Source organism: Pseudobacillus sp. FSL P4-0506, assembly GCF_038003025.1.
GTDB lineage: Bacteria > Bacillota > Bacilli > Bacillales > Domibacillaceae > Pseudobacillus.
The window spans coordinates 2,277,501-2,297,841 of the sequence record NZ_JBBOOI010000001.1; the positions used below are offsets into that span (position 1 = coordinate 2,277,501).

At 40.3% G+C, this 20,341-nt stretch carries 17 protein-coding genes, 10 tRNA genes and 1 riboswitch (1 of these 28 running past the window's edge); of the genes, 20 read left to right on the forward strand and 7 right to left on the reverse strand.

Annotated features, from left to right (window positions below):
* The 15 genes from MKZ02_RS11355 to MKZ02_RS11425 form a co-directional block, all read left to right on the forward strand.
* Window positions 1–59, forward strand: a tRNA-Met gene (locus MKZ02_RS11355); it begins 15 nt to the left of the window's first position.
* Window positions 60–62: 3 nt separating this feature from the next.
* A tRNA-Asp gene (locus MKZ02_RS11360) sits at window positions 63–139 on the forward strand.
* A gap of 51 nt (window positions 140–190) precedes the next feature.
* Window positions 191–266 (forward strand) — tRNA-Phe (locus MKZ02_RS11365).
* 37 nt (window positions 267–303) lie between these two features.
* A tRNA-Tyr gene (locus MKZ02_RS11370) sits at window positions 304–388 on the forward strand.
* A gap of 9 nt (window positions 389–397) precedes the next feature.
* Window positions 398–473 (forward strand) — tRNA-His (locus MKZ02_RS11375).
* Window positions 474–489: 16 nt separating this feature from the next.
* Window positions 490–564, forward strand: a tRNA-Gln gene (locus MKZ02_RS11380).
* A gap of 9 nt (window positions 565–573) precedes the next feature.
* Window positions 574–647, forward strand: a tRNA-Gly gene (locus MKZ02_RS11385).
* 11 nt (window positions 648–658) lie between these two features.
* A tRNA-Ile gene (locus MKZ02_RS11390) sits at window positions 659–732 on the forward strand.
* Between the two features lie 6 nt (window positions 733–738).
* Window positions 739–810: transfer RNA gene (locus tag MKZ02_RS11395), tRNA-Asn, on the forward strand.
* Window positions 811–824: 14 nt separating this feature from the next.
* Window positions 825–912, forward strand: a tRNA-Ser gene (locus tag MKZ02_RS11400).
* Between the two features lie 531 nt (window positions 913–1,443).
* Entirely contained in the window at window positions 1,444–1,653 is a 210-nt protein-coding gene (locus MKZ02_RS11405) for a YezD family protein (RefSeq protein WP_120032296.1), read from the forward strand.
* An 85-nt stretch (window positions 1,654–1,738) separates the two neighbouring features.
* Complete coding sequence (locus tag MKZ02_RS11410) at window positions 1,739–2,794, forward strand: sulfate ABC transporter substrate-binding protein (protein WP_340853612.1); 1,056 nt, start codon at window positions 1,739–1,741, stop codon at window positions 2,792–2,794.
* Between the two features lie 68 nt (window positions 2,795–2,862).
* The gene (cysT, locus tag MKZ02_RS11415) at window positions 2,863–3,699 is read left to right on the forward strand and encodes a sulfate ABC transporter permease subunit CysT (RefSeq protein WP_120032292.1); all 837 of its coding nucleotides are present in this window, start codon (window positions 2,863–2,865) and stop codon (window positions 3,697–3,699) included.
* Window positions 3,700–3,711: 12 nt separating this feature from the next.
* Complete coding sequence (gene cysW / locus MKZ02_RS11420) at window positions 3,712–4,575, forward strand: sulfate ABC transporter permease subunit CysW (protein WP_340853613.1); 864 nt, start codon at window positions 3,712–3,714, stop codon at window positions 4,573–4,575.
* Window positions 4,576–4,590: 15 nt separating this feature from the next.
* Window positions 4,591–5,664 (forward strand): sulfate/molybdate ABC transporter ATP-binding protein, encoded by a 1,074-nt coding sequence (locus MKZ02_RS11425; RefSeq protein ID WP_340853614.1) that lies wholly within the window; start codon window positions 4,591–4,593, stop codon window positions 5,662–5,664.
* Window positions 5,665–5,971: 307 nt separating this feature from the next.
* Here the strand turns inward: MKZ02_RS11425 and MKZ02_RS11430 are convergent, their stop codons facing one another.
* The 7 genes from MKZ02_RS11430 to MKZ02_RS11460 form a co-directional block, all read right to left on the reverse strand.
* On the reverse strand, window positions 5,972–7,198 hold the full coding sequence (locus tag MKZ02_RS11430) for a cation:proton antiporter (protein ID WP_120032286.1): 1,227 nt from the start codon (window positions 7,196–7,198) through the stop codon (window positions 5,972–5,974).
* A 9-nt stretch (window positions 7,199–7,207) separates the two neighbouring features.
* Complete coding sequence (locus MKZ02_RS11435) at window positions 7,208–7,702, reverse strand: cation:proton antiporter regulatory subunit (RefSeq protein ID WP_340853615.1); 495 nt, start codon at window positions 7,700–7,702, stop codon at window positions 7,208–7,210.
* Window positions 7,703–7,748: 46 nt separating this feature from the next.
* A complete protein-coding gene (locus MKZ02_RS11440; protein ID WP_120032282.1) occupies window positions 7,749–8,312 on the reverse strand; it encodes a tyrosine-type recombinase/integrase in 564 nt (187 codons plus the stop codon).
* A gap of 353 nt (window positions 8,313–8,665) precedes the next feature.
* Window positions 8,666–10,045: a HAMP domain-containing sensor histidine kinase gene (locus MKZ02_RS11445; RefSeq protein WP_340853617.1), complete on the reverse strand. Its 1,380-nt coding sequence runs from the start codon at window positions 10,043–10,045 to the stop codon at window positions 8,666–8,668.
* Window positions 10,042–10,722 carry a response regulator transcription factor gene (locus MKZ02_RS11450; RefSeq protein ID WP_120032277.1) on the reverse strand — a complete coding sequence of 227 codons (681 nt, stop codon included), beginning with the start codon at window positions 10,720–10,722 and terminating at the stop codon, window positions 10,042–10,044. The genes MKZ02_RS11445 and MKZ02_RS11450 overlap by 4 nt, the downstream gene beginning before the upstream one ends.
* Before the next feature lie 210 nt (window positions 10,723–10,932).
* Window positions 10,933–11,607, reverse strand: a complete 675-nt coding sequence (locus tag MKZ02_RS11455) for an ABC transporter ATP-binding protein (RefSeq protein ID WP_340853620.1) — start codon at window positions 11,605–11,607, stop codon at window positions 10,933–10,935.
* A 1-nt stretch (window position 11,608) separates the two neighbouring features.
* On the reverse strand, window positions 11,609–12,643 hold the full coding sequence (locus tag MKZ02_RS11460) for an ABC transporter permease (RefSeq protein ID WP_340853621.1): 1,035 nt from the start codon (window positions 12,641–12,643) through the stop codon (window positions 11,609–11,611).
* Window positions 12,644–12,999: 356 nt separating this feature from the next.
* On the opposite strand from MKZ02_RS11460, the gene MKZ02_RS11465 reads away from it, so the two are divergent.
* From MKZ02_RS11465 to MKZ02_RS11485, 5 genes are all read left to right on the forward strand, one after another.
* Window positions 13,000–13,206 (forward strand): general stress protein B, encoded by a 207-nt coding sequence (locus MKZ02_RS11465; RefSeq protein ID WP_120032273.1) that lies wholly within the window; start codon window positions 13,000–13,002, stop codon window positions 13,204–13,206.
* A 755-nt stretch (window positions 13,207–13,961) separates the two neighbouring features.
* Window positions 13,962–15,437, forward strand: a complete 1,476-nt coding sequence (locus MKZ02_RS11470) for an alanine/glycine:cation symporter family protein (protein WP_120032270.1) — start codon at window positions 13,962–13,964, stop codon at window positions 15,435–15,437.
* A gap of 975 nt (window positions 15,438–16,412) precedes the next feature.
* Window positions 16,413–17,315 carry an arginase gene (gene rocF, locus MKZ02_RS11475; RefSeq protein ID WP_340853623.1) on the forward strand — a complete coding sequence of 301 codons (903 nt, stop codon included), beginning with the start codon at window positions 16,413–16,415 and terminating at the stop codon, window positions 17,313–17,315.
* Window positions 17,316–17,517: 202 nt separating this feature from the next.
* On the forward strand, window positions 17,518–18,957 hold the full coding sequence (locus MKZ02_RS11480) for an amino acid permease (RefSeq protein ID WP_120032266.1): 1,440 nt from the start codon (window positions 17,518–17,520) through the stop codon (window positions 18,955–18,957).
* 751 nt (window positions 18,958–19,708) lie between these two features.
* Window positions 19,709–20,164 (forward strand): SRPBCC family protein, encoded by a 456-nt coding sequence (locus MKZ02_RS11485; RefSeq protein WP_340853625.1) that lies wholly within the window; start codon window positions 19,709–19,711, stop codon window positions 20,162–20,164.
* A gap of 61 nt (window positions 20,165–20,225) precedes the next feature.
* Window positions 20,226–20,310, forward strand: a riboswitch (cyclic di-GMP riboswitch).
* Window positions 20,311–20,341: the final 31 nt, after the last annotated feature.

The window sequence follows — 20,341 nt, forward strand, 5'->3', positions numbered from 1 at the left end:
TCTGGTAGCTCGTCGGGCTCATAACCCGAAGGTCGCAGGTTCAAATCCTGTCCCCGCAATCTGGTCCGGTAGTTCAGTTGGTTAGAATGCCTGCCTGTCACGCAGGAGGTCGCGGGTTCGAGTCCCGTCCGGACCGCCATATTTCTTCCAGCAAGGAGTGTCTTGCTGTTGATATATAATATTCTTGTGTGGCTCAGTAGCTCAGTCGGTAGAGCAATGGACTGAAAATCCATGTGTCGGCGGTTCGATTCCGTCCTGAGCCACCATTTTTTCATTGTCTAAAAAACTATCTCTATTTCAGATGGAGGGGTAGCGAAGTGGCTAAACGCGGCGGACTGTAAATCCGCTCCCTCCGGGTTCGGCGGTTCGAATCCGTCCCCCTCCACCAGTGAGAATGGCGGTCGTGGCGAAGTGGTTAACGCATCGGATTGTGGCTCCGACACTCGTGGGTTCGATTCCCATCGATCGCCCCATACATATTATTATTAATGGGCTATAGCCAAGCGGTAAGGCAACGGACTTTGACTCCGTCATGCGCTGGTTCGAATCCAGCTAGCCCAGCCAGTTTTTAATGCGGGTGTAGTTTAATGGTAAAACCTCAGCCTTCCAAGCTGATGTCGTGAGTTCGATTCTCATCACCCGCTCCATTTACATAAATGGGCCTGTAGCTCAGCTGGTTAGAGCGCACGCCTGATAAGCGTGAGGTCGATGGTTCGAGTCCATTCAGGCCCACTTTGTTCCGCAGTAGCTCAGTGGTAGAGCAATCGGCTGTTAACCGATCGGTCGCAAGTTCGAATCTTGCCTGCGGAGTTTTTATTTTTTCTGGGGAAGTACTCAAGAGGCTGAAGAGGCGCCCCTGCTAAGGGTGTAGGTCGCGTAAGCGGCGCGAGGGTTCAAATCCCTCCTTCTCCGTCGTATATAAAGAAAGTTTTAATAATGAAACCTATTACTCGTTCAATAAGATAGCACAGTCCGATGAGAGGTTTTCTTTCTCAAAGGATAAAAAACAGAAGGTTGTAACAACCTTCTGTTTTTTTTATGTCTCTTTCATACTTTTTCTTTTCGAAAATCATCGCTCTATTTTCTGCAAGACTACATATGAGGGGGAGAGTCACTAGTTGCTTGAGACCTAATTAATAGATGAGCGTGAGGCATTCTCTATGCAGAAGAATGAAAGTTGTCTATATTTTGATCTTTAGTGAGGAAGATTCAAAGAATGAAATTATTGTAAAAAACATATAGACATTATATAAAAGGTGCGTTATAATCCCATTAAACATATAAAACTTATAAGAATGCTTGGTTATTCTAATCTCATGTAAATACATTCTAAGGACCTATCAGACAACTGAAGGGGCCGGTTATCTTAGAAAATGCAGGTAGAAGAGCATCTTTGTTGGGAATGGGGAGCCGTGAATAACGAGCAAAACAGGGGGAGGAAAAATGTCTGAAAAACAGATTGATAACCAATGGGTTGAACGCATTCTTCAGTCATTGGAAGGAATAGAGTACGGATCAGTAGAGATCGTTATCCACGATTCACAGATTACGCAAATTGACCGACTGGAAAAACGACGGTTTTCTATAAAAAAATCGAGCACTAGAAAGACAAAAACCAGCAAACATTCAATAAAAGCCGATCAGACATACTGAAGGCAGACTTTTTTAACCGTTAGTTGTTAAAAGTAGTCTGCCTTTTTTATATGAAATCAAACAAGTGGGAGAGAGGTTCTAGAAGATGCAAAATAGAAAAGTTATATCTAAATTATTAATAAGCATGACAGCAATGGCAGCGATTTTAGCAGGCTGTGGTGATTCAAAAGCAGGAAGTGAAAACAGCGCTTCATCTTCAAAGAAGCCGGTTGAGCTGTTAAATGTGTCCTACGATCCAACTCGTGAATTATATGAGGGGTTTAATAAAGAGTTTGTTGCTCACTGGAAAAAAGAAACTGGTCAAAATGTAACGATTCAGCAGTCGCACGGCGGTTCTGGCAAGCAGGCAAGAGCGGTTATTGATGGGCTTGAAGCAGATGTAGTAACACTTGCACTTGCAGGCGATATTGATGAAGTAGCTAAGAATGGTCTAACGGCTGAAGATTGGCAGACACGTCTTGATGATAACTCAACACCTTATACTTCAACCATTGTGTTTCTTGTTCGAAAAGGCAATCCGAAAAATATCAAGGATTGGGAGGACTTAACGAAAGAAGGAGTATCAGTCATTACGCCAAACCCGAAAACATCGGGCGGGGCACGTTGGAATTATCTTGCAGCGTGGGCCTATGCTGATAAACAATTCAATGGTGACGAAAAGAAGATAAAAAAATTCGTCAGTAGCATTTACAAAAATGTGGAAGTATTAGACTCAGGTGCACGTGGAGCAACAACAACGTTTGTAGAACGAGAAATTGGCGATGTACTAATCGCCTGGGAAAATGAAGCCTTTCTCTCTTTAAATGAATTAGGGAAAGATAAATTTGAAATTGTTGTTCCTTCAATCAGTATTTTAGCAGAACCTCCAGTTGCAGTAGTAGATAAAGTAGTGAAGAAAAAAGGCACGAAAGAGGTGGCGGAAGCTTATCTCAAATATTTGTACACAAAGAAGGGGCAGGAAATTGCAGCGGAAAATTATTACCGTCCGCGTGATAAAGAAGTATTGGAGAAGTACGCTGACCAGTTCCCAGAGATTAATCTCGTAACGATTGACAAGGACTTTGATGGCTGGAAAACAGCTCAGAAAAAACATTTTGATGACGGCGGAACATTCGATGAAATCTATCAGCCGAAACAATAGGAAGTGTATCTCTAAGACGGCGGTCATATTCCGCCGTTATTATGATTATTTGAAATGCAGGTGAAGAGATGGCAAAAAAGAAGTGGAGATTCAAAAAACATAGTATTTTACCGGGGTTTGGGCTGTCACTCGGCTTTACGATGCTCTATGTCAGTCTGTTGGTTCTTTTGCCACTTTCCATGATCTTTGTAAATGCTGCCTCGATGAGCTGGTCTGACTTTTGGTCAACAGTAACTGAACCGAGGGTGATCGCTTCCTATAAATTAAGCTTTGGTGCCGCTTTTTTTGCGGCCGGAATTAATATGATATTCGGTGTGTTGATTGCCTGGGTGCTCGTCCGCTATTCATTCCCGGGCAAGCGCATAATTGATGGGTTGGTCGACTTACCATTTGCGCTTCCAACTGCTGTTGCCGGCATCGCTTTAACTACTTTGTATGCGAAGACGGGCTGGATTGGCCAATTTTTATCATTTAAAGTGGCATTTACTCCACTCGGTGTTACGGTTGCTTTGACGTTTATTGGATTGCCATTCGTCGTGCGGATGGTGCAGCCGGTACTACAAAATTTTGATAGAGAGACAGAAGAAGCGTCGGCCATTTTAGGAGCGAACCGGCGCCAGACCTTCATGAAAATCATCATCCCAGAGATATTGCCAGCTGCTCTTACTGGCTTCTCGCTTGCATTGGCTCGTGCTCTCGGTGAATATGGTTCGGTCGTCTTCATTGCCGGCAATATGCCGATGAAGACTGAGATCACGCCACTTCTCATTATGACAAAGCTAGAGCAGTATGATTATGCGGGAGCAACGGCTATTGCGGCAGTTATGTTAATTATTTCATTTATCATGCTGCTTTTAATCAATGGCATGCAATGGTGGATGAATAGAAAGTTTGCTCATAATTAAGGAGGCATATGAATGGCTGGTCATATTCCATTGACGTATGGCAGTAGGAAAGCGGCAAAGAAAGCCGCAGAGGAGCCACTTTTTGTCCGTATGGTGCTCATAGGTATCGCTATTGTATTTTTATTTTTATTTCTCTTATTGCCGCTTGCGGCCATTTTTATAAAGGCATTTGAACGAGGGATTCATCTTTATGCGGCATCTATTACTGACTCAGACGCACTTGGGGCCATTAAGCTTACATTGCTCGTTGTCTTGCTAACCGTACCGGTTAACGCTTTGTTCGGAATTGCGGCAGCTTGGGCGATTACAAAATTTGATTTCAAAGGGAAAAGCTTGCTGACTACAATTATTGATTTGCCATTTGCGGTGTCACCGGTTATTGCCGGGCTCGTATTTGTCCTTCTTTTCAGCACACATGGATTATTCGGCGATTTTTTGTTCGCCCACGATATTAAAATTATTTTTGCGGTGCCAGGTATTGTTATGGCTACACTATTTGTTACTCTTCCATTTATTGCGCGCGAGCTGATACCGTTGATGCAGTCCCAGGGGGCGGCAGAGGAAGAAGCATCTTTAACGCTTGGAGCCGGCGGGTGGAAAACATTTTGGCTAGTGACGCTACCTAATATTAAATGGGGATTATTATACGGCATTATTTTATGTAACGCGAGAACTATTGGCGAATTCGGCGCTGTGTCGGTCGTATCTGGCCACATTCGGGGATTAACAAATACGATGCCGCTTCATATTGAAATTTTATACAATGAATATCAATTTTCTGCGGCGTTTGCCGTTGCCTCGTTGATGTCCATATTAGCGATCGTAACACTTATTTTAAAAAATATAATTGAATGGAAAGCCAATCAACATAGTTAATGGGAGGATCATCGTATGAGCATTCACATAAAAGATGTATCAAAATCATTCGGCTCATTCAATGCGCTGAGTAATATTACACTCAGCATCCAAACAGGGGAGCTGGTTGCATTACTCGGGCCATCGGGGTCGGGAAAAACGTCCCTTCTGCGTATCATTGCTGGTCTTGAAGAAGCGGATAGCGGAATGATTTTATTCGGCGGTGAAGATATGACTCACATTCGTACAACAGAGAGGAAAGTCGGTTTTGTTTTCCAGCATTATGCTTTGTTTAAGCATATGACTGTATTCGACAATATTGCTTACGGATTGAGAGTTCGTCCTAAAAAAGAGAGGCCGTCTAAAAAAGAAATAAACGAAAAGGTAACGGAGCTTCTTAGTCTCGTTAAGCTGGATGCATTGGCAGATCGGTATCCGTCCCAGCTTTCCGGCGGGCAGCGCCAGCGTGTTGCTTTGGCAAGGGCACTCGCCGTAGAGCCGAAGGTGCTGCTGCTTGATGAGCCATTTGGAGCGCTTGATGCGAAGGTGAGAAAAGATTTGCGGCGTTGGTTGCGCCGATTGCATGATGACTTTCATATTACGAGTATATTTGTGACACATGATCAGGAAGAGGCACTTGATGTTGCGGATCGCATCGTGGTAATGAATGAAGGGAAAATCGAGCAGATCGGCAGTCCAGAAGAGGTATATGACCACCCGAACAGCCCATTTGTGTATGATTTCTTGGGGAATGTTAATTTATTTCACGGCAGGCTGGAGAACGGGAAGCTTCTCAATGGCAAAGTTGAACTTGATGTGCCAGGCATCGATAATAAGGAAAATCGACCAGCTGTTGCTTATGTGCGTCCACATGATGTAATGATTGAACGGGAAAGTATAGCGAAGGATGCCGTTCAAGCAAAAATTGTTCATATTCATATTGTCGGCAGGACTGTCCATATTGAACTAAAACCCAAAGAGATCGAGCAGTTTCTTGAAGCAGAACTAACGAAAGAACAATATGGCGAGCTTGGTTTAAAAGTCGGGGAAGAGGTTTTTGTTCGGCCTAATCAATTAAAAGTCTTTATTCCGGAGGATTACTCGATTTAATAATCAAGCTCTGCCATGACAAGTTTATTCGGTACCTTAAAAAAATTCCTCTTAGAAAAGAGGAATTTTTTATAAGAATACAAATGTATAAGTGTTCTAACGGTTAAGCCGGGCTTGTTATTAGTAGAAGCTTAACCAATAGACCTACGCTGTTTTGGCCTTCCCAATTAGGTAAACCGTATTTAAATTATTCGAAAAATAGATTCGAAATATATATTTATTCATATACAGATACTAAGAATTAGCGCAAAGCTAGGCTAATTTTAGCTGGAGGAGTTAAAGTTGGTATGGTTTGTTAAATAGTTATTTACTCATTGGGAATCTTTATTCTCTTTCTTCCCGGTTCTTTTTTCCATTTGAAAATCTTATTTAAATAATTGTAAATGGTTTTGCTCTCTTTCGTCATAAGCGGGCCTAAAATAGCCAAAATAAGCACGTATAGGGCTGTGAAAGGCGTTAAAATAGGGTTTAAGCCTGCTGTAATTCCGAGGTTGGCAACAATGATGGAGAATTCTCCTCGTGCCATAATAGTTAAACCGATATTAGTGGAAGCTTTGTGGGACAGTCCGGCTTTTCTCCCTGCAATCATGCCAGCAACAAAGTTTCCGACAATGGTAAGCAAAGCCGCACCTAGCGACAACCAGAAGGCGCCAGCTAATGTAGAGGGGTCAATATTCAGTCCAAAGCTGAAGAAAAAAACAGCCCCAAAGAAATCTCTAAAAGGAACTACTAGATGTTCAATCCGGTCACGATGTTCCGTTTCGGAAAAGACTAACCCTAGCAGTAAAGCACCGATTGCTTCAGCAACATGAAGAGTTTCTGAAAAACCAGCCACAAAAAACAATGAAGCGAATATAACGATAATGAAAATTTCGTCTGATTTTATATTTAACCATTTATTTAATAGAGGTGCGCCTTTTCGCGCAATAACAAAGAACAATAACATATAACCGACTGAGATAAGAACGGAAGTGGCAATACCGAGGAAAGAGGTAGAACCTGCAAGCAAGACACCTGACATGGTGGTCAGAAATAGAGCCAGGAAAATATCGTCAAATAAAATCATTCCAAGAATTAATTCTGTTTCCGGATTAGCTGTCCTTTTTAAATCAACGAGTACTTTTGCTACGATTGCGCTAGAGGACACGCTAAGCAGTCCGGCAATAATCAGGGATTCGATCCACGGCATCCCTGTGAGTACCCCGTAAAGAAGCCCTAAAACAAAATTAAGAGACACATAGATACTCCCGCCAACTACAATATCCCGTCCTGATTTCATCAGTTTTCCGACTGAAAATTCCAGGCCCAAATAGAATAGGAGGAACAACACGCCAATGCGTCCTAAGAATTGAATAATCTCATTGCTTTCAATAAAGGTTAAGTCAATAATCCCAATCGTTGGAGCATGTGGCCCAACGACCATACCAAGAACAATTAAGAATGGAATAATGGAAAAGTTAAGCTTGTTTGCAAGAATGGCTACGATGGAAACGAGAACAAGTGCAGTACCGACTTCAAGAACTAGATCGTTCATCTATATTCCTCACCCCTTGTTAGATAGTAGATTTTTAATAAGCTCTTTTAACTGAGTTCTTTCTCCTGAGATGATTAGGATGTCACCTGCTTCAATAACTGTGTCAGGGCCTGGATTGTGGGTTTTTTTCGTGTTTTTCTCTTTAATAGCAATAACATTCACGCCGAAATTGCTTCGGATATCAACCTCACCAATGGTTTTATTAACAGCCGGAGCCCCTGGTTCTACCTGATACCATTCAATAAGTAAATCATCAAAAGCAAAGTCTACCGTTTCCAAGGCTTTAGGATTGTAAGCCATTCCACCTAAAATCCCGGCGATTTGTCTTGCTTCTGCATCGCTGAACGTCGCACTGCTTATGACCTCATCATGATCTTCTGAGTCAAAGTGGTAAATTTCTCTCCGCCCATCATCATGAATAACGATGACTAGCTTATCTTGGTTTTTTGTAATAATTTCAAACTTATAGCCAATGCCTGGCAGTTCGCTTTCTCTAATATTCACTTTAGAATTCCTCCTTTAAATGATTGAACAATGGATTAAGGTTGTTTTAAAGGTTGACATCGATTTCTGTTCTAATTTTCTCATCTTTGGAAATTCCAAGATATTTAAGAGTCTCAGAGGGGGTGGAATGGTTAAAATGCTTCTGGAGAAGAGAAATGGCAACTCCTCGTTTATAAGCATGATAACCAAAGGTTTTACGCATAGAATTCGTGCCGATTTTCCCTTTTATACCTACCGCTTCTGCGGCATGATGGATAATGCGATAAGCCTGCTGGCGCGTGATCGGCTTTTCAGTTTTGGGAGACTTGAATAAATAATCATCACTCTTCAGATGGCTTGATTCGATATAGTGCAAAAGGGCTTTTTTTACTTTGTGGTTGAGATAGATCTCTTTCGTCGTTTTCAGTTCTTTATAAGGAAGTAGGAAAAAATCTTTTAGGCGGTCTTCTTCTACTACATCCTCTACTTTGATAGCTAATATTTCCGTGATTTTCAAGCCGGTATTAATGCCGAAGACGAAGAGCAGATAGTCTCGTTCCGAATGTTTTTTTAAATATTTTTTCATGGAGTTAATTTGCTTTATATCCCTTAGAGCCTCTACATATTCCATATGATTATTCTCCTTAATCCATGTTACTTAATACTAGTTTAAAATATAATTAAGTAACATGCAAATATTCTCTCTTATTTATAGGATCTACAAAAAGAGGCCGACCAATCACTAGAGCTGCCTCGTTTGATAATTGTTTTTTTGAATTGCTTTATTATGATGAAAAACTCGGTGTTCTGTTTGCGAACAGCAAGAGATCCTGTATTTGATTCATACAGGATCTCCGTTTTATTTTGAGAGTGGCATACATTTGAACCTGTTTATAGGCTAGAGAGCTGCTTGCCAATCACTGCTAAGTTCAGGTAAACAGTAAAGGTTTTCCTAGAAATACATGATCTTGATAAAACAGTATGCTAACTAACAGGTAGTTCAACGACAAAAGTCGTTCCTGCTTTTTTTGTGCTGCTGACACTGATATGACCGCTATGAAGCCTGACAATAGAGGAAACAATGGAAAGGCCGAGTCCCGTTCCTTCCACTGTTCGAGAGCGGTTGAGGTCGGCCCGATAAAAGGGATCAAATATTCTCTCTAATTCTGCAGGGTTCAATCCTATTCCTGTATCCTCAAAGGTTATAAAGGCGGCTGTTCCTTTTTGTATAATGGAAATATCAATATTACCGTTAGGTTTATTATATTTAATGGCATTTGACAGAAGGTTATCCCAAACCGTGTTGAGCAAAGAGGGATCGCCAACGACCTGTATATCTGGCAAGGAGTAGCTGAGCATAATGTCTTTTTCGCCAATTTTCCATTTATAGCTTTGCACTAACTCCTTTATTTGTTGGCCAACATTGAAAGGTTTTTTCTTCACAATCTCTTCATTTCGGTCCAATGAGGCGAGCAGCAATAGTTGTTTAGTCAAAGTGGAAAGCCTCCGAATTTCACTGTTAATGACAGAAATGTAGGAGGATCGTTCCTCCGCGCTTATTGAATCGTTGTCCACTAAATTTGTATATCCTTGTATATTAGATAAGGGAGATTGGATATCATGCGAAATGTTTGAAATAAATTCTTTCCTTATGTCATCCATCTGTTCTAGTTTTCTCGCCATCCGTAAAAAACTGTTTGAAAGCTCTCCTAGTTCGTCGTGCCGGTTAACGTCCAGTTCCACATTAAAATCGCCATTTGAGAGTGATTTCGTGGCGGAAGTCAAATGGGAGATAGGCTTTACTAAATATTTCGTGCTGAAAAGGACCATGACAATGCTTAAAGCAATTGTAAATGCCAGCAGCCAGCCGAATAGGAGGTGCATTTCATTAAATAGGAGCTTAATATCTGGTCTGAGAAACAGGGCATAATTTTTTTTGTTATGTGTCAGCGGGACGCCGATCGTATTCTTTAATTCATTAGCGAAAAATCCTGTTACAAATGTTTCCTGGGGGAAATAGAGAATACCATGATAAGTCCTACCTTGCAGTACCTGCTCTTTGGTAAAAGTAGAGAGGTTTTTGACTCTGAAAGGAGCACCAAAATAAGTTTCATGACCGGAATCATCAACCAGATATAGTTGATACCCGACGGAGGAAATATTTTGCAGATACTCTTCCAAATCCATATCGGGGTGCTTATCAGTAAATGTAGCGATGCCAAGAGCAATTTTTGTATTTTTTTGATCGTTATAGGGCTTTAATTTTTGCTGGTAATACGTATTAGAGATGAAAAAAGCAAGGAGGCTGCTGATTAGCATAATTCCAATCGTCACCCCAACAAATTTCATATAAAGGGACCTCATGAGTGCTTCGTCTCCAATAAGTAACCAACGCCGCGAACAGTTTTGATTTGAAAATCAGCCGCCAGCTTAGAAAAACGTTCTCTAAGCCTTTTTATATGGACATCCACTGTTCGTTCGTCCCCTTCATAATCTACTCCCCAGATTTTTTCGATGAGCTGATCCCGAGAAAACACTTGCAGTGGATTCGAGGCGAGAAAGAATAATAATTCGAATTCCTTTAAGGGCAAAAGTATGGTCCGACCTTCAATTTGAACTTCATAGCTTTTTTTATTTATGCTTGTATGTCCGATACGAATGAGCTGCTCATCTTGTTGAGGATTGTATCTTCGCAATAATGCTTTTATGCGGAACAGCAATTCCTTTGGATCAAAAGGCTTGACGAGATAGTCATCTGTTCCTGAGTCAAATCCTTGTTCTTTATCTTCGATTTGATTTTTAGCTGTTAACAGGATGATGGGAATGTTGTACTGCTTGCGCAGCTCTTTTGTTAACTCATAGCCGTCCATGTAAGGCATCATCACATCTATAACGGCCAAATCGCAAGTTTCTTTATCAAACAATTGGAGGGCTTCCATTCCATCTTTTGCTTGAAATACCCTGTATCCCTCTTTGCGTAAGTGAATATCGATCAGCTTTAAAACATTGATGTCGTCATCGGCAATTAGAATATTTGTCATAATATTTACTCCTGTAAAATCGATTTGGTTCTATTAGTCATTAGTCAAAGCAACAATGCCTTCAGTTACTACAAAGATCCGGATTCTTGTCTAGTGTTGTCCTTTATAATAAACGTTCATTCCATTTATAAAAAATAGCCCAGCACAGTATGTCCAGGCTGCTGAATAAATATTTAATATCACCTTGAGGGCAAGAGTCCTATCTTCTCTTTATGAAATGAGCCCGTCGCTCATCTTTATAATGCGGTCAGCATAAGAAAGCATCTCTTCATCGTGGGTTACGAGCAAGGTTGTAATATTGAGTGTTTTAGTTAAACGCTGGATTAACCGCATGACGTCTTTGGATCTTTTCGAATCTAAGCTTGCCGTTGGTTCATCCGCAAAGAGAACTTTAGGTTTGTGGATAATGGCGCGAGCAATAGCAACCCGTTGTTTTTCTCCTCCTGACAAGGAGGCGGGATAAGCATGCTTCCGATGCTCCATTTCTACTAGCTTTAACACTCTATCAATTTCTCTTTTTTGTTCGTGTTTCTTTAATTCTGTTTCTGAAACATCGAGCATAAGCATGAGTTGTTCTTCTACGGTAAGAAAGGGAACCAGATGGGCAAATTGAAAGATGAATCCAAATTTGTTCGCCCGTATTTTCCTGATTTGCTCTTGACTCATGGCATTTATATTTTTCCCTTCGAATAATACCTGGCCATCTGAAGCAGGCTGAAGTCCGGCCGCTATCGTAAGAAGGGTACTTTTTCCAGATCCTGAAGCGCCTATTAGTGCAGTAATCTCGCCTTCTTGAAGAGAAAGATTCACCCCTTTTAATACTTCTTCCTCTACTTCGCCGTTAATAAATGTTTTTTTCACTTCATCAATCATAAAAATAGCCATATTATACCTCTCCTTGCTGAATAGCTTGTAGCGGTTCAATTTTTTTGATTTGTATTCCTGAAAGTGTTGCGCCAATAAATCCAATAATGAGAAACACAACAGACAATTGCATCGTTGTTTCAAGTGTTAAACTGAAAGGCATGCCTTCAGGGGAAATCATTGTAAAACCTTGACTGAGCACAACAGATAAGATAAGGGCTGCAACTGTAATGACAATCATTTGTGCCCACATCATCTTAAACAGCGTCCCTGTCTTTACGCCGATCGCTTTTAAAATGCCGTATAATCCGACTTTTTGGACATTCATCATATAGAAGAAAATAGCGAACAACATTCCGCTTATTACGACTAAAAACCAAACAATCATATTGAGGGACATTTGCTCTGCACTGTAGCTTGGAATAGTATTAAGAAACTCTTTCTTTGAAAAAGCTCGTAACCCTGTTATTGCCGGGGCTTTGTCTTCTTCAGGTACAAACATCAACTGCATCTCATCCACCCGGTAAATTTCTTTATAGTTCTCAATATTAATAAAAGCGACAGGTGCATGGCTGAATTTCTTCTGATTAACAAAGCCTTTGACAACGAACTTGCCGCTAAATTGGTTGTTCGTTAAAATGTCCCCGACTTTTATTCCCTTAGCTTTCATTGAGCTATCCAGCACTACTTCGCCATCTGGGACGTTGGTAAATAACTTTGAAGTAGTGGAAGCAACGAAAGCGACGCTTTGTTGTTTGCCGTTTTTATCATTTAAAAAGCCCATTTGAATCGAGAAGGCCACAGCCTTATCATAGTCATTTAATACCTTATTCTGGGTATCGCTATCTATCTTTGACAAATTATAGGTGGCATCTGCATTTGCTTCCATATAAAATTGGCCGTCTGGCAAATCCTTAATTAAGGCAGCATTGTCCTGGGATAATCCATTTGCCAATCCAGAAATAATGAATGTGAGAAAGCTAACTAAAAAAATGATGGAACCTAAAATCGTAAACCGCACTTTATTTTTTTTAATTTCTTTCCATGCGATGTTCATCATCATTCCTCCAATCCTTTATTTAATAACTCCAGTTTATCTGCCTTATGTGAACGGCAGATGAACAGAAAATTACATTTTTAGAATATAGGGATAGCGTCTTTAGCGTTCAGCTATAAAGTCTGCAAAAGTAAAAAAGTCGCAATGCAAGCACTTGAAAATTCAATGAATCTTTCTTTGTTAGCTCATTTTCATAAAGGGAACAGAGCACAATATCTCCCTTGAAAATTTCAATGCTATGGTCGATACGATCAATCGCCCCAATGATTACTTGAAGTAGATAAATGTTAGTTTGAAATATCAAGAAAAGGGAATGATGGAGACATATAAAGAAAAGTTCACAAGGAGGGATTTTTATGACTAACAATCATGGGAATAACGATAAAGTACCTTCTCAAGAAAAGGCTCAAAGCAGCGGGGCAGCTTCGGCTGGGGAGCTTGCTGAAGGCGTTTATCAGGAGCTTGGAAAAAATGAAGAAGTGGGTGATAAACAGAACAACTCCCGCAGCAATATGAGCAATGAAGAATACGGGAACAAAAATGGAGAAGCACCAACAGAGTAATCTGATGAGAGAGATCCCCGCTTTTTGAAAAAACGATTGGATAAGGCATTATCAGCGTACGTTTCACATTTCAGAAACTCGCGATAATGCTTTTTGAATGTATTTCAGTGAGCAATAGAGGGAAAGAGACTGCTTTGTTAATTTACACAAAATTGTAACCAATGATAAAAGATTTGTTGACCAAATAATAGGTAGCCACTTATAATCAAATTAGTTATTAGCCAATTTAGAAATTTTAGAAAATAATAAAGAAGTTAATTGTAACCAATCTGTGGGTTTATCATGAATAAGAGAGGCGAGGCCGAGAGAGTTGCTGACACGCTCACATAAGGCTAATAGCCTATAGAGTAAATAACGGTTCACTTAGCAATGACTAGAAATTAAAATAATTACAAGCTCATAGTTATTTAGTGAAGTAGGGGGCTATATTGACGACGGGGAAAATCTGTCAATATGGCCTCCTTTTTATTGGATAAAAGTAAGTCTTTGTATCTATATGAGTTATGCCTAAGCCCTTCCTATCTGCAAATTTCTAGTTCTATTTGATAGAGGAGGCTTAGCGAAAGGGCCATGAAGAGCAGAATGATCCCTGCTGAAAGAAGCAGCAACGGATGAAAAACTCCTTTTATTATGAAAGAGTCATTGGTAGCAAAGGGACGGTATATAACTGAGTGAAATGAAAGCGTTTTCCTGTAAATTTTCTATATCATTCAGTTTATATAGACTTACACCACAAAATATATGGGGGGATTTGTTTGGAGAACTTTGTAAATTGGTTTAATGGATTATTATGGAGTACACCTGTTGTTTATGCGTTACTCGGAGTGGGGTTGTTTTTCTCGATTTCAACACGCTTTGTGCAGGTAAGACAGATTAAGGAAATGATAAGACTTATGTTCCAGGGGAAAAAATCTGAAGCCGGGGTATCCTCATTCCAAGCTTTATCCATAGCGCTTTCGGGTCGGGTAGGAACCGGGAATATTGCCGGTGTGGCAACAGCTATTTTTTTCGGGGGGCCAGGTGCTGTTTTTTGGATGTGGGCCATCGCGTTCATTGGAGCTTCCAGCGCATATATTGAATCCACATTGGCACAAATCTACAAAGTAAAGCAAGATGGGCAATATCGCGGCGGTCCAGCTTATTATATTGAAAAGGGGATCGGATGGAAATGGTTTGCCGTTACTTTTGCTATTGCGATGTTTATTGCTCTTGCCATTCTTATGCCAGGGGTTCAGTCAAATTCAATTGCGACAGGAATTGATACGGCATTTGGGATTGATAAAAATATAACCGGGATTATTATTGGCCTTTTGTTAGCTGTTATTATATTTGGGGGAGTCAAGAGAATTGCGACTGCCGCCACCATTATCGTTCCATTTATGGCTTTAGGATATATCATTTTAGCACTCATCATTATAGCTATGAATATTACAGAGGTTCCAGCAGTTATTGCTCTTATTTTTAGAAGCGCTTTTGCCATGGATTCTGTTTTTGGCGGAATGATTGGAATGGCAATTTTGTGGGGAGTAAAACGCGGACTTTATTCAAATGAAGCAGGACAGGGAACAGGGGCGCATCCAGCGGCAGCTGCCGAGGTGTCACATCCGGCACAACAGGGATTGGTTCAGACATTTTCTGTTTATATTGATACATTGTTTGTGTGCTCAGCAACTGCCTTTATGATTCTGTTTACTGGAATGTACAATATTGAAGCTGAGAATGGTACCCGTCTTGTTGACAATATACCAAAAGTTGAGGTAGGCCCTGGGTATACTCAGGCTGCTATTGACAGCGTGTTTCCTGGGTTTGGTGCAGGATTTGTCGCTATCGCTTTGTTCTTCTTCGCTTTCACAACAATTATGGCTTATTATTATATAGCTGAAACAAACATTGCCTACTTAATGCGTGGCAAAGATAACAAGTGGGCGATGCTAGTGCTAAAATTTGTGGTAATCGCAGCATCATTCTACGGAGCTGCGAACGAAGCAACTTTGGCTTGGGCAATGGGAGACACCGGCTTAGGGATTACTGTATGGCTGAATATGATTGCTATTATTATACTTGCTAAACCAGCGCTAGTTACTTTGAAAGACTATGAAAGACAGAGAAAGCAAGGGATTGCAGATCCGATATTTGACCCTGTATCGCTGGGAATTAAAAATGCTGATTACTGGGAGAAGGAATACAGAAGAGAAGGAGAGCCGACCTCGCCTAAGAGAAAAGTTGAATAACAGTTTGTTTAAGAAAAGGAAAAGCATCCTCTGCTTTTCCTTTTCTTTCTTTTATGCATCTATAATTCTGAGGGGTGTCCACAAGGGGCCCATTCAGCAAGACTTTCCCGTAAATAAAGAACTTATGCCAGTAGATAAAGTTGTTTCAATATTTAGGTGCCAGGCCCTCTGATTGTTCACTTTCCCAGAAGTGAAAATCTTCGGAAATATTAGCATGTAAATAAATCGATAGTTTGATCAGTGATCATCCGGCCAGCAATCTTTATATTTTTACGCAATTGGAAAAGTATTTATGTATCAGCTTTCTTTGCAAAGCACAGGGAGAAGCCAGAAGGAAAATCACCATGGAATATCCATTTTTATAAGAGGGAGTTTTTAGGACAACGGTTTAATTTTCGTTTAGCTGTTTTAGAAAGAAGGGAATAACTAAAATTTTTTCTATGAGTAATAATTTTTTTTTTGACAACTTCAATCGTTGATAAAATTATTCGACTATTTATGACAATTATTCATAGGGTTTCGTTCCTTTATTTGGTAAAATATCTTTTCTTATTTGTATGAATTTTATTTTTTGAAAAAACATTTTTTAAATTTGTATTTCACTTTATTGTTATATGCATGCTAATTGGACAGCAGATTTATAGCGAAAGGATAAGAGGAGGCTTTTTGGGGGAAACAGTGCTCAATAGAGTTAGAAATCCTGATTGAAAGAGGGATGGTATCTTTTTTTTAAAAAAATATAGAGATTTTTATCCTGCTTTCTTCAGTGATTTTTTCCTCTTTTTTCAAATCCTTTGTAGTTTAATGAATCGAGATGTTAGATATATTTAACTATAAAAATAATATTTAAAAATAATAATAGCTGTAATTTCTAAAAACATTTCAATCGTATAAATATTAAGAAAAATGTCGAGTTGAGTCATTTATTTTTTTCCTTTACACTAGGTGAGAAAATTTGAACAGGGAGAATGAAGTATGAGAAAAGAAATTTCAATCATCGGTGTTCCTATGGATCTCGGCCAAACGAGAAGAGGCGTAGATATGGGGCCAAGTGCTATCCGTTATGCCGGGTTAAGCGAAAGACTTGAAAATCTTGGCTACATGGTCCACGACGAAGGAGACATAAAGGTCGAGATTAAAGAAAAAACGAAAGCTGATACAGATCATAACTTAAAAAATTTAAGCGCTGTCGCAGAGGGAAATGAGGCACTGAGACAAAAAATAGATGAGGTAATTGGCATGGACCGGTTTCCGTTGGTTTTAGGGGGAGACCACAGTATTGCTATTGGAACATTGGCAGGTGTAGCGAAGCGCCCTGAAAATTTGGGGGTGATTTGGTATGACGCCCACGGCGATTTAAATACCGCAGAAACTTCTCCATCAGGAAACATTCACGGAATGTCTTTGGCGGTAAGTCTGGGACTGGGACATCCTTCCCTAACGAATATTGGCGGTTTTTCTCCAAAGGTAAAGCCTGAAAACGTGGTTATTATCGGAGCTCGCTCTTTAGATCCGGGAGAAAGAGAACTGATCAAGGAAACAGGCATTAAAGTGTTTACAATGCATGAAATCGACCGTTTAGGCATGACTGCCGTGGTGGAAGAAACGATCGCTTATTTAAAAGAACGCACGGATGGCGTGCACTTATCGCTTGATTTGGACGGGCTTGATCCAGAGGATGCACCTGGAGTGGGGACACCTGTAGCTGGAGGGATTAGTTACCGCGAAAGCCATTTAGCCATGGAAATGTTATCAGAGGCTAACATAGTAACTTCAGCAGAGTTTGTAGAAATCAACCCAATCCTGGATGAGCACAACAAAACGGCTGCAGCGGCTGTTGCATTGATAAGTTCCTTATTGGGAGATACATTGCTGTAATTTAAATAAAGCAGCTTAACAACCAAGAAAGCCATGAGCTTCTATAAAGCTAGTCAATCTTTTATGTAGCAAGAATCATAGATTTTTCTGCGGGCAGTTTATCAAAAAAGATAAAGGGCCCGCAAAATCGTAATAATCAATGGAATAACTCCTATACAAAAACGAAATCGTTTTCAAAATAACAAGCTAAAGGAGAGTTTGAATGAAGTCAGGAGAAAACCAAACACATGAATTAAAAAGAAGCATGAAAGCAAGGCACTTATTTATGATTTCTCTGGGAGGATGTATTGGTACAGGGTTTTTCCTTGGATCAGGTTATACTATTCATGAAGCTGGACCGACCGGTGCGATTCTCTCTTATCTAGTGGGCGGGTTCATCATGTATTTAACCATGCTTTGCCTCGGGGAATTGTCTGTTGCCATGCCGGTCTCAGGTTCATTTCAAACCTATACTACGAGATTTATTGGCCCCGCGACTGGTTTCTCTATTGGATGGCTTTACTGGTTTGGCTGGGCAGTGACTGTTGCGTTAGAATTTTTGTCGGCAGGCCAGCTCATGTTGAGATGGTTCCCTGATTCACCAGTTTGGATGTGGTGTGCTATATTCGCTGCTCTTCTCTTTTTATTGAATGCCCTGTCAACAAGAGCGTTTGCTGAAGCAGAATTTTTGTTCTCAAGTATTAAAGTGATAGCCATTATTGTGTTTCTCATAGTTGGCGGAGCTGCCATGTTTGGTTTAATTGATATGAAAGGTGGAGAAGAGGCACCATTTCTTTCGCGCTTTTATGCCGAGGGGCTTTTCCCTAATGGGATATCCGCCTTGCTAATAACAATGATTACCGTGAATTTCTCCTTCCAGGGTACCGAACTAATTGGGATCGCTGCCGGGGAAAGTGAAAATCCTGAGAAAACCATTCCTAAATCCATTCGACAAACAGTTTGGAGAACACTTTTCTTCTTCGTGCTATCTGTCTTTGTACTTGCAGGCATGATTCCTATGGAAAAGGCGGGAGTCATTGAAAGCCCATTCGTCGTTATATTTGACAGCATCGGGATTCCTTATGCAGCGGATATAATGAATTTCGTTATTCTTACCGCTCTTCTATCGGTTGCTAACTCTGGTCTTTATGCTGCGACACGCATGCTGTACTCTCTTTCCGGAGAGAAGATGGCAAGCCCAGCGTTAGGAAGGGTAAATAAGAGAGGGGTACCGATGAATGCCTTGCTCATCACACTTGCAATAGCCGGTCTATCTTTGCTTTCAAGTGTAGTAGCGGCAAAGACTGTATTTGTTTGGCTGCTTTCCCTTGCAGGCTTAGGAGCGCAAATTGGCTGGATCGCTATTACAGCTTCCCAGCTTGCATTCAGAAGAGCGTATATCCGCCAGGGCGGCAAAGTGGAAGACTTAAAGTTTAAAATTCCTCTTTATCCGGTACTGCCGATCATTGCTTTGACTGCCAACTGTATCGTCATGATTAGCTTGGCATTTGATCCTGCGCAGCGCATGGCGCTTTATTGCGGCGGAGCCTTCTTTATTGGTTGTTACGTGGTTTATCACTTCAAAATGAAGAAAAAACAAATTTTCAATACAAATGAACAAGAGGTACAGCTAACACTAGATAAGAAAATGATTCTTAAGTAAAAAGAAAAGAGCTTTTTTAGTAGGCCAGCTTGTTTATTTAAATGAAAAAGCTGTTCTATAAGACGGAAATCCGGCTTATGGAACAGCTTTTTATTTTATTAACTAATGATCATTGAAACAGGGGCTGGTGCTCCCAGAAAAGCAGTTAAAGAGAGGGCTCTTTCAACTGCTTTTTTGCCTCTATTTAGCAGCTTATTGTTGTAAAGTAGTTATTCTGTTTTCTTCCATCCTCTTTGTTCGCAGATTCAAAATTAGTTTGCAAAATAAGTACATGGGAACAACGATCAGGTAAGTCTAACAATAAGCCAGGTTATCCTTTATATAAGGGTGAAATGGAGAAACGTACCATATTTAATGATCAACGAAATTTATCAAGAATAGGCAAAGGGGATAGATCAAGAATTACTTTGTGCAACTTTATTGAATGGTACAGGAATGTCTTTTCGGGAGTTTAATTCTATTGATTGGCGACATGCTGGCGTCTAAACTAAAAGAGATTGAAACTCATGTCGCTTTTGTTTGGGGATGAACGTTTGTTTATATTGCAGCATGTCAGTAGCTTAAAGACAGTATTCCATTTCGATTTAGTCTTTTATGACCGGGAAAAGTGGACAGCTGAGAATTGACTAATGTGGCTTTGGAGATACGAGGTTTCACATTGTTAGGCCATAGGGAGAAAACCTTTCTGCCATGACCATAGGCCACTGTCAAAAGGGGTAACCATAAGCCAGGCCTCAAAAGGAGAAGGAAAATGCCTGTTATTATACATGAACAATTTATTCAAGCACCGATTGAAGTATGTTTTGATCTGGCGAGGAATGTAAAGGTACATACACAAACGACACACCAGACAAACGAAAAAGCGGTTGGGGGCGTAACCGAAGGAATGTTGGAGGAAGGAGATATTGTTATTTGGGAAGCCGTTCACTTTGGTATTAAGCAAAGGCTGACATCCCAGGTGACATTTATGGAGAAGCCGAATAAATTCATAGATGAAATGGTACATGGAGCTTTTCACTCTTTTAAGCATATACATCAATTTGTTGAAAAAGCGGATGGCACATTAATGATAGATACGTTTCAATATAAGTCTCCACTTGGTATACTGGGCGTTATAGCTGATAAGTTATTTTTAGAAAAATACATGACTGCATTTATTATTTTACGTGCAAAGGAATTGAAAAAAATGGCTGAACGTGTTACCTAATATAAAGAGCAAGGGTTATGTTTTTCATCATCCCCTTGTTTATTGTATGATTAAATTGTTTCTGATGAAAAGGCAAACTTATTGAAAAATAAGGACGCAAAGCCACGGGTCTAAAGTTTACAGACAATGATAGCCGGGCTGCCAAATGAGAAAGACTTCCTCATTTGGGTGATTACG